The organism is Chamaesiphon sp. GL140_3_metabinner_50, from assembly GCF_025361915.1.
GTDB lineage: Bacteria > Cyanobacteriota > Cyanobacteriia > Cyanobacteriales > Chamaesiphonaceae > Chamaesiphon.
In genome coordinates this window covers 1-7,454 of the sequence record NZ_JANYJC010000014.1, presented here as the reverse complement: position 1 = coordinate 7,454, position 7,454 = coordinate 1, and the positions used below count along the sequence as shown (strand labels likewise).

At 45.0% G+C, this 7,454-nt stretch carries 8 protein-coding genes and 1 tRNA gene; 5 read left to right on the top strand and 4 right to left on the bottom strand.

Annotation, left to right across the window (positions count from 1 at the left end; all coding sequences use genetic code 11):
- Window positions 1-230: 230 nt before the first annotated feature.
- Window positions 231-746 carry a cyclic pyranopterin monophosphate synthase MoaC gene (gene moaC, locus Q0R35_RS00705; RefSeq protein ID WP_295613436.1) on the bottom strand — a complete coding sequence of 172 codons (516 nt, stop codon included), beginning with the start codon at window positions 744-746 and terminating at the stop codon, window positions 231-233.
- Window positions 747-783: 37 nt separating this feature from the next.
- Here moaC and Q0R35_RS00700 point away from each other — a divergent pair.
- Window positions 784-856, top strand: a tRNA-Arg gene (locus tag Q0R35_RS00700).
- A gap of 70 nt (window positions 857-926) precedes the next feature.
- Here Q0R35_RS00700 and Q0R35_RS00695 read toward each other — a convergent pair.
- Complete coding sequence (locus Q0R35_RS00695; protein ID WP_295613433.1) at window positions 927-1,640, bottom strand: hypothetical protein; 714 nt, start codon at window positions 1,638-1,640, stop codon at window positions 927-929.
- A gap of 344 nt (window positions 1,641-1,984) precedes the next feature.
- Here Q0R35_RS00695 and Q0R35_RS00690 point away from each other — a divergent pair, with 344 nt between their 5' ends.
- Together Q0R35_RS00690 and Q0R35_RS00685 are read left to right on the top strand one after the other, a co-directional pair.
- Window positions 1,985-2,950 carry a hypothetical protein gene (locus Q0R35_RS00690; RefSeq protein WP_295613430.1) on the top strand — a complete coding sequence of 322 codons (966 nt, stop codon included), beginning with the start codon at window positions 1,985-1,987 and terminating at the stop codon, window positions 2,948-2,950.
- A 60-nt stretch (window positions 2,951-3,010) separates the two neighbouring features.
- Window positions 3,011-4,015 carry a MoxR family ATPase gene (locus Q0R35_RS00685; protein WP_295613428.1) on the top strand — a complete coding sequence of 335 codons (1,005 nt, stop codon included), beginning with the start codon at window positions 3,011-3,013 and terminating at the stop codon, window positions 4,013-4,015.
- A 283-nt stretch (window positions 4,016-4,298) separates the two neighbouring features.
- Here the strand turns inward: Q0R35_RS00685 and petN are convergent, their stop codons facing one another.
- Together petN and Q0R35_RS00675 are read right to left on the bottom strand one after the other, a co-directional pair.
- Complete coding sequence (petN, locus tag Q0R35_RS00680; protein WP_295613425.1) at window positions 4,299-4,388, bottom strand: cytochrome b6-f complex subunit PetN; 90 nt, start codon at window positions 4,386-4,388, stop codon at window positions 4,299-4,301.
- Window positions 4,389-4,549: 161 nt separating this feature from the next.
- Window positions 4,550-5,452: a ParA family protein gene (locus Q0R35_RS00675; RefSeq protein ID WP_295613422.1), complete on the bottom strand. Its 903-nt coding sequence runs from the start codon at window positions 5,450-5,452 to the stop codon at window positions 4,550-4,552.
- A 250-nt stretch (window positions 5,453-5,702) separates the two neighbouring features.
- Between Q0R35_RS00675 and Q0R35_RS00670 the strand changes: the two genes are divergently transcribed.
- Window positions 5,703-6,065, top strand: a complete 363-nt coding sequence (locus tag Q0R35_RS00670) for a lysozyme inhibitor LprI family protein (protein ID WP_295613420.1) — start codon at window positions 5,703-5,705, stop codon at window positions 6,063-6,065.
- Window positions 6,066-6,229: 164 nt separating this feature from the next.
- Window positions 6,230-7,363, top strand: a complete 1,134-nt coding sequence (locus tag Q0R35_RS19445; protein ID WP_366944788.1) for a protein kinase — start codon at window positions 6,230-6,232, stop codon at window positions 7,361-7,363.
- The last annotated feature ends 91 nt before the right edge of the window (window positions 7,364-7,454 follow it).

Here is a 7,454-nt window from a genome sequence, read left to right as displayed (position 1 = left end):
TCCCCCGCTTGGTGCGCTTCACTGTCGGGGAACAAAGGACGGTGCGCGCATCCGCTTTTGAAGGGGGATTATGCGAGACAGCGACGCATACGACAAAGGAGGTTCCCTCCCAGTTGTGTGCGTCAAGACAAGACAGCGGCGTTTTTATTCTGGGGTTCCCCCGTGATGTAAAAAAACGACAAGACAGGGGGATTTCTAGGGTTTTCGCTTCATGAATTGCCCCTACCTTTTTACTCCGCAGCTCTGGCAAAATCTGATTTACCACCAGTTTTACTAATCAACCGAATATTTTCGATCTGCATTGATTTGTCTAATGCCTTAGCCATATCGTAGAGCGTCAAAGCCGCGATCGATACTGCTGTCAGGGCTTCCATTTCTACGCCAGTTTTAGCTTCGATCGTGACAGTTGCCCGAATTATAATGCCTGGTAACTCCCGATCGGGTGTTAAATCGACTAATACCTGACTCAAGGGGAGTGGGTGACACAGCGGAATCAGATTAGCAGTTTGCTTGGCTGCCATAATGCCAGCAATCTTCGCAATCCCCAGAACATCACCTTTGGGTGCATCGCCCACCAAAATCGCGGCTAGGGTGCGATCGGACATGCTGACTCGACCCTCGGCGATAGCAGTACGCTTGGTAATGGCTTTGTCAGTGACGTTAACCATCATCGCCTCACCTCGATCGTTGAGATGCGTGAGTCGTTCGGTCAGTGGAGCATCAATCCTGTCGGAAAAATTTTGCATGATTATATGAAAGTGTGTTATGCTTAGTTGTTGACTTGGGCGAGTAGTTTAGTGGATAGAGCGTCCGGCTACGAACCGGAAGGTCGGGGGTTCGAATCCCTCCTTGCCCACTACTTTAAGACAAAACGAGGTGCGATCTATAGATCGCACCTTGTTTTATTTAAGTCGATCGGAACGATATTACTGTGAAGAATTAGGGCGATCGGCTGGATGAATATCTGTCGATCGGTGGGGGAAAGATGGCAGATTTTGGCGAAGTAGAGTGGTTATCGATCGAGCATTCTCGGTGGGAAAATCGGTTGAAGCGGGAGCGGGAAATGAGGGGAGATTTTGGCGGAGTAGAGCAGTTGTCGATTGCAAATCGTTGTCAAAATCGTTATTCCACGTCGATCGATCGACTTGGTTAGAAATCGAGCCGACTAACTCTTTAATAAACAGAGTCCTAAAATAGCTGGTAGCGCGCCAAGCCTCAAAATAGAAGTAGGCAATTATCAGGAGATAGACACCTGCGATAATTTGCACTGTTGTCAAATACTGATAGTTTTTGCTGCCAGTCAAAGTATTATCGATAACCGAGGAGACTGTCGTAAATAGTCCGCCCAGCCAGGTTAGTAATAGTGCAAATGTAATACTGTTGAGTTCGATCGTTAAAGAAATCTCATAACCACGATACAAACTCTCGATTCTTCCGGCGATTGTCGGGGTGATAAATGCTGGTAAATGACAGTATTTATGACCGATAATTCGATTTGCTACAAACTTAAATCCTTGAATTTGACCGAAATAACGCTGACGCTTGGGGGCGCGATCGGTACCCGACTGTGATGAAAAGCTGGGATCGTAAATTGCACTTTCTAATCGATTTGTAATTTGCGCGTAGTCCAGTGTGGTCAAAATTACACACCGATTGAAGGGAATTTTAATCATTGTGTCCAGATCGCCCAAAGGTGCGATTTAAGTGAAGCATGAAAATTACTTAGGAGTAGATGACATGAATTGTAATTACTGCTAGTTTATAGCTTCACCACAAATAATTACTATACCTGAGGGCTAAATTGAGCAAAAATACTGAAATTACTAGAATTAAACTAGTGATTCTGTTGCAGAAAGGCTCACGGGAACGAGTATTTCTATTGACTCTAAATTTAACTTTAAATTTTTGGTAACACCTCTATCTTTCGACGATCGATTGGGTACTCTAATTCAGAGTGAGTACGCGAGAGATTGGTGAATCGAGCATGAAAGTAAATATAGAGCGGGCTGTAGCGTTAAAAACTACTCCGCCCACAGATGGGGATGCCATCGCCCTGGTAGCGAGTAACCCCAACACCAAACCACAAATATTGCGGAAACTGGCTACAGCAGCAGAGTGGGAACTGCGGCAACTTGTGGCAGGCAATCCGAATACCCCGATCGATCTACTCTGGCAATTGGGGATCGACTTTCCAGAAGTCGTCCTCAGCAACCCAATCTTTGAACTACTGCAAATCGAGCAACCCCATCTAGTCAGAGAAATTCCGGCGGCGGCACTGACTAGTTTGCTGCAATGCGAACGAGTGCCGCGCGGGTTTATGGAATATGCCGTCAGCCAGCAAGATTATAGTCTGTGGCTGGCAGTAGCATACAACCCACATACTCCCGGCAAATTACTCGAAAATTTGGCTCGTAAATCCCGCGCTCAAGATCGAGAATTGATCCGAGCAGTTGCCGCACATCCCCACACACCAGCTCGTCTGCTAGCAGAAATTATTGATATCGGTGGTAACGTCGCCCAAATTGTCGCCACAAATATTCATACCCCAGTGCCGATTCTGGAACAAATTCTGCGTAAATACGGACAAACTAACGATCCGACATTTGCTACTTTAGTCGCACTCCATCCGGCAATTGTCCCGCAATTGCTAATGCAGATGCGGCTTGCACCCGATGAATCGGCGGCTCACTCTTTGTGGCTGGCAAAACAACCCGCCACAGATACCGATACGCTTACCGAGCTAGCAGCCACAAATTGGAATGTCTTGCAACTGGCGATCGTCCGCCATCCACAGACATCAAATCAAACAATCGATCTGATTTGGCATAAAATCCAAGCGGCTCGTACCCAATCCTCTGGGATCGATCGACTCATTTACGATTCATTTGTGAGCAATGCTAGTACATCCACACGACTGCGTGAGGAATTACGCAAGCTCTTGGAATGGTAATGCTCAACCAGTTTCTCAATCGTCCTCTCCAAATCAATTCACTCTGGCGCGCTACCAATAATGCATCCTAACGATCTCAAAACTTATCTCGATTGTCTGATTACCAACAATCTCAAACTCAGTACGATGATTTGGGGCACGCCGGGGATTGGTAAATCTAGTATTGTCAAGCAAGTAGCCATCGCTCATCAGCTCGAATTTATCGATGTGCGCTTGAGTCAATTAGCACCAACCGATTTGCGGGGGTTACCCGTTGCCGAAAATGGGGTGTCTAAGTGGTTTCCACCAGAATTTTTACCCCAACAAGGACGCGGAATTTTATTTCTCGACGAGATTAATATGGCTCCACCAGCCATGCAGGGGATGGCACAGCAGTTGATTTTAGATCGCTGTGTGGGGTCGTATATCGTCCCTGAGGGGTGGTTTGTCTGGGCGGCAGGAAATCGTAAGGAAGACCGCGCGGGGGTGTTTGAAATGCCCGCACCGCTGGCTAATCGGTTTTTACATTTACAGGTAGAGCCAGATTTTGAGAGCTTTAAGGCTTATGCAATGGGGCATGGTATTCACGAGCAAATTATCGCGTTTTTATCTTTTCGCCCTAGCTTGTTGTACAAAATGGATCCTCAGCAACCAGCTTGGTGTTCGCCGCGATCGTGGATGATGGCAAGTACCTTACACGATCGCGGACTAGATTTAACACCTGCCATCGGTGTGGCGGCTAGTGCCGAATTTCAAGCTTTTGTGCTTACTTATCAGATGTTGCCAGATTTGGTAACTATCTTAGAAGGTAACGGCGATTCGCTTGCTTTTCCTAGCGAACCTTCCGCTCGATATGCCACGATAACGGGCTTGACGGTTCATGCAGCAGCAGATGTCGATCGCGCCTACCATGCTTTTAGCTGGCTGGCACAGGCAGCTACCGCCGAGTGGGTGCAATTATTCGTGTCGGATCTATTTGGCTTGATGCGATCGAGCGGAAAATTAGGTGCGTTGGCTGTGCTGATTGAGAAAGATCCTTCAATTCAGAAGTTTCTCCAAAATTATCGACAATTAGTATCGGCGTAGAGGCTGCTCTGGTAGAGAAATAATATGCAGCGGCGATCTTTGTAAAAGTACCGATCTGCTTGTGGCTATAAATTACTCGTGACCGAGAGCCTCTGTGGAAGAGAATCGCCAGATCCGCAAAAACCCAACATTATCTGTTGGGTTTTCTCATGTGCGGATAGTTTGTATAGCAGTTGCCATGTCGGTTAGGACACAAACCCGACTTTTTGGAAAAGTCGGGTTTGTAGCAACCTAGTTGTACTGTTCTAACCACCCTGGCGATTGCTATAGTAGGTATTTTCAATTAGAACCCGTTACGACCCCAAACAACCATTGAAATCGACCAAGTAAATAGTACTAGGAGCGCAACCCAGCCTAAAGTAAGAATATCCATAGTTATATTTAGAAGTGTATTTTCATCTCTAGCTTCCATCATAATCCCTTCCCGACCTAGTTAGCAAACAGATGGGAGTAAGGAGTAAGCAGTGGAATTATTTAAAACCTAAAACCTAACACCTAAAGCCTAAAACCTAACACCTAATACCTGAAGCCTAATTAATTTCCTGCAAGTTGTTGGGCTTTTGCGAGTAATTCTTGGCTCAATTTTATAAATGCTTTAGAACCAGCAGAACTGGGATTTTCGATGACGACTGGTTGAAAACTATCAATCGCTTTGGCGACATTTACATCCATTGGAATGCGAGTTTGGAAGATTTTACTAATATCGAAGTCTTGAGTTACCCGTTCCATAACGCGATCGTAGTAACGGGCAAATAACGAACTTCCCGATAAAATAAATACCACACCTAATAAACTACTTTCCAAACAATTTTTATCACCATCATGCGCTTCTCTGAGCTTGGCGATTCTGCGCTCTAATAGCTGCATCCCAACCAGCGAAAGCGGTTCGGGACGAGCGGGCATAATATAAAAATGACTTGCCATAATGCCGCTTCTGGTCAAAAGATTATAACCAGGGGCACAGTCGAGGATGATAAAATCATAGTCATCGATGACTGGAGCGAGAATATCTTTAATTAAAGAACCTTCAAATCCATTCCAAACATCGATAAAGTCAGTATCAGGATTTTCGAGAGTTTCTTGGTGGAGTTTTTCAGATACTAGAAACTCGTCATAGATATCGATGTCTCCAGCTAATAAGTCTAATCCTTTAACCCAACAAACATCGGTTGTAATGAGATCTTTGGTTTCAAATTTATAGCGGCTACTCGGTTTGAGAACTTTAGCGATCGAATACGCGATCGTCTTTTTTTCGCGGCGGATTTTGGCAAAGTCTTGAGGCGTGACTAGGCTGAGGGTAGCACTAATCTGGGTGTCGAGATCGACAACTAAAACGCGCTTCCCAGCTAATTTGGCAAGACAAGCCGCTAAATTGACGGTGAGGGTGGTTTTACCGACACCTCCTTTCATATTGACAGTGGCGATGACTAGTCCCATGATGTATCTAAAGTAGCCCCCTGACTTGAGTGTGAGGTATAAAAAGTACCGCTAACATCATAGTTGGTTTCGATCGGTTTGCGATCGATCCAGCCCCCGATTGTCGATCTAATTTTACTCGTTGGCACAGCCTCTGTCTTGACGTTTTTTTATTCGGGGGGAACCCCCGAATAAAAACGTCGCTCTGAAAGAGAATCGCCATTTACCTGCGATCGTCGATCGAGGCTTTACACCCATCTAAATTATACTTGTGAAAAAATATTTAGCTTTATTTACCGCGATCGTTTTAGCAATTTATTTATTATTTGGCTCTCCTGTGAGTGCAATTCCGCCGGGAAATGCATATACAGAATCTGATGAGTTTTTATATAATGTGCAGCAAGACTTAATATCTAAAATTAGTAATTCTCTCGATAAACAGCGTTTAATGGCAGCCGATCGAGCCTGGATTAAATTTCGCGATGCTGAGGTAAATTTTTACAGTCGATATTATGTGAATAGCAAGGGTGGGCTAGCTCTCAAGATTAAACTGACTGATGAGCGCGCTCTTTATTTACAGTCGATGCTCAAGCAATTGCCACAACAACAAGGTAAAGATATCGGGCCGATTTGAATTGGTTAAATTCGACGTTTAAAATTTAGCAGTTCGCTGGTGCATAAATGTTCGAGACGATCCCCATGAGGATCGGTGTAGACTGCGATTTTCTTGAGGAGTGTTATCGAAAGTGCCAAAATACCGATCGGTAGCACGCTCGACAAACGCTATGAGCTTGTCGAATGCTAATAATCCTGCAATATCTCCACCACCAATCGCCACCACTAATTCATCGCGATCTCAAACCCCACAATATCATCCGCGATGATAATGGGCGAGTGTTTCTAGTCGATTTTGGTGCGGTGCAGAATGTGTATAACAATACCCTGCTCAAAGGTAGCACTGTGGCTGGTACTTACGGCTATATGGCTCCAGAACAGTTTCGGGGTGCTGCGGTACCTGCCAGCGATTTGTATGGCTTGGGTGCGATTATTTTATACCTGTTAACTCATCGATCGCCTGCGGATCTACCGCAAGAACGATTGAAGCTGAATTTTCGCAGCCATGTGAATATCAGTCACCATTTTGCTGACTGGCTGGAGACAATGCTAGAGCCAGCTACATCGGCAAGATTTTCATCCGCTCGTATAGCTTTAAGTAACTTAGAAAAACAGCATTGGTTTAGCAAGCGGCGCAAGACTAGATTTAATTTTTCCTGGATAAATGGTGCAGTTGCCACAATTATCTTATCGATTTTAGTGCCGCTAATTTGTGAATATCGCCACACTGTTGTCGCCAGACTTGGTTTACCTGTTACCGATATTTGTGATGCAATCATGACTGGTGATGTGAAATCTCTCCATCGATACCTCGATCGAGGGGTGAGTGTCAATGCTACTGTTGAAATTAACCAGAGCTGGGATAATTACTCCTCACGATCCTCTGGATATCTTTATAATGGTTCGATGCTAGATTGTGCGATCGAGCAGCGGAAAGATAAAATTGTCGAAAATTTACTCAAGCGCGGTGCCGATCCTAATGTAAGTGATGGTTATAATACGCTGCGCGATACATATCATCTCACGGTTACAGGCGGCAGTACGATCGTCGGAACTTACGGTTATATGGCTCCCGAACAATTTCGCGGGCAAGCGGTGTTAGCAACCGATTTATATGGCTTAGGAACGACATTACTATATCTCCTCTTGGGTCAAAATCCGGCAGATTTGCCAGTCAAACAAATGAAGATAGATTTCCGCAATTCTTTGGCTGAAGAGCTTCGTCAACGTGGCAGGCTATTACCTAATTTTAGTAATTGGCTCAATGGATTATTAGAGCCGATTCCTGAAGATCGTTATCGTAATGCCGCGCTTTAGCCGCTTTAAATGGTGAAAATAGTGTCAAAACTCGTCATCCTAAGTACCCGATTACCCAAATCGAGCGACAGGGTGAAACGATGAAAATTGT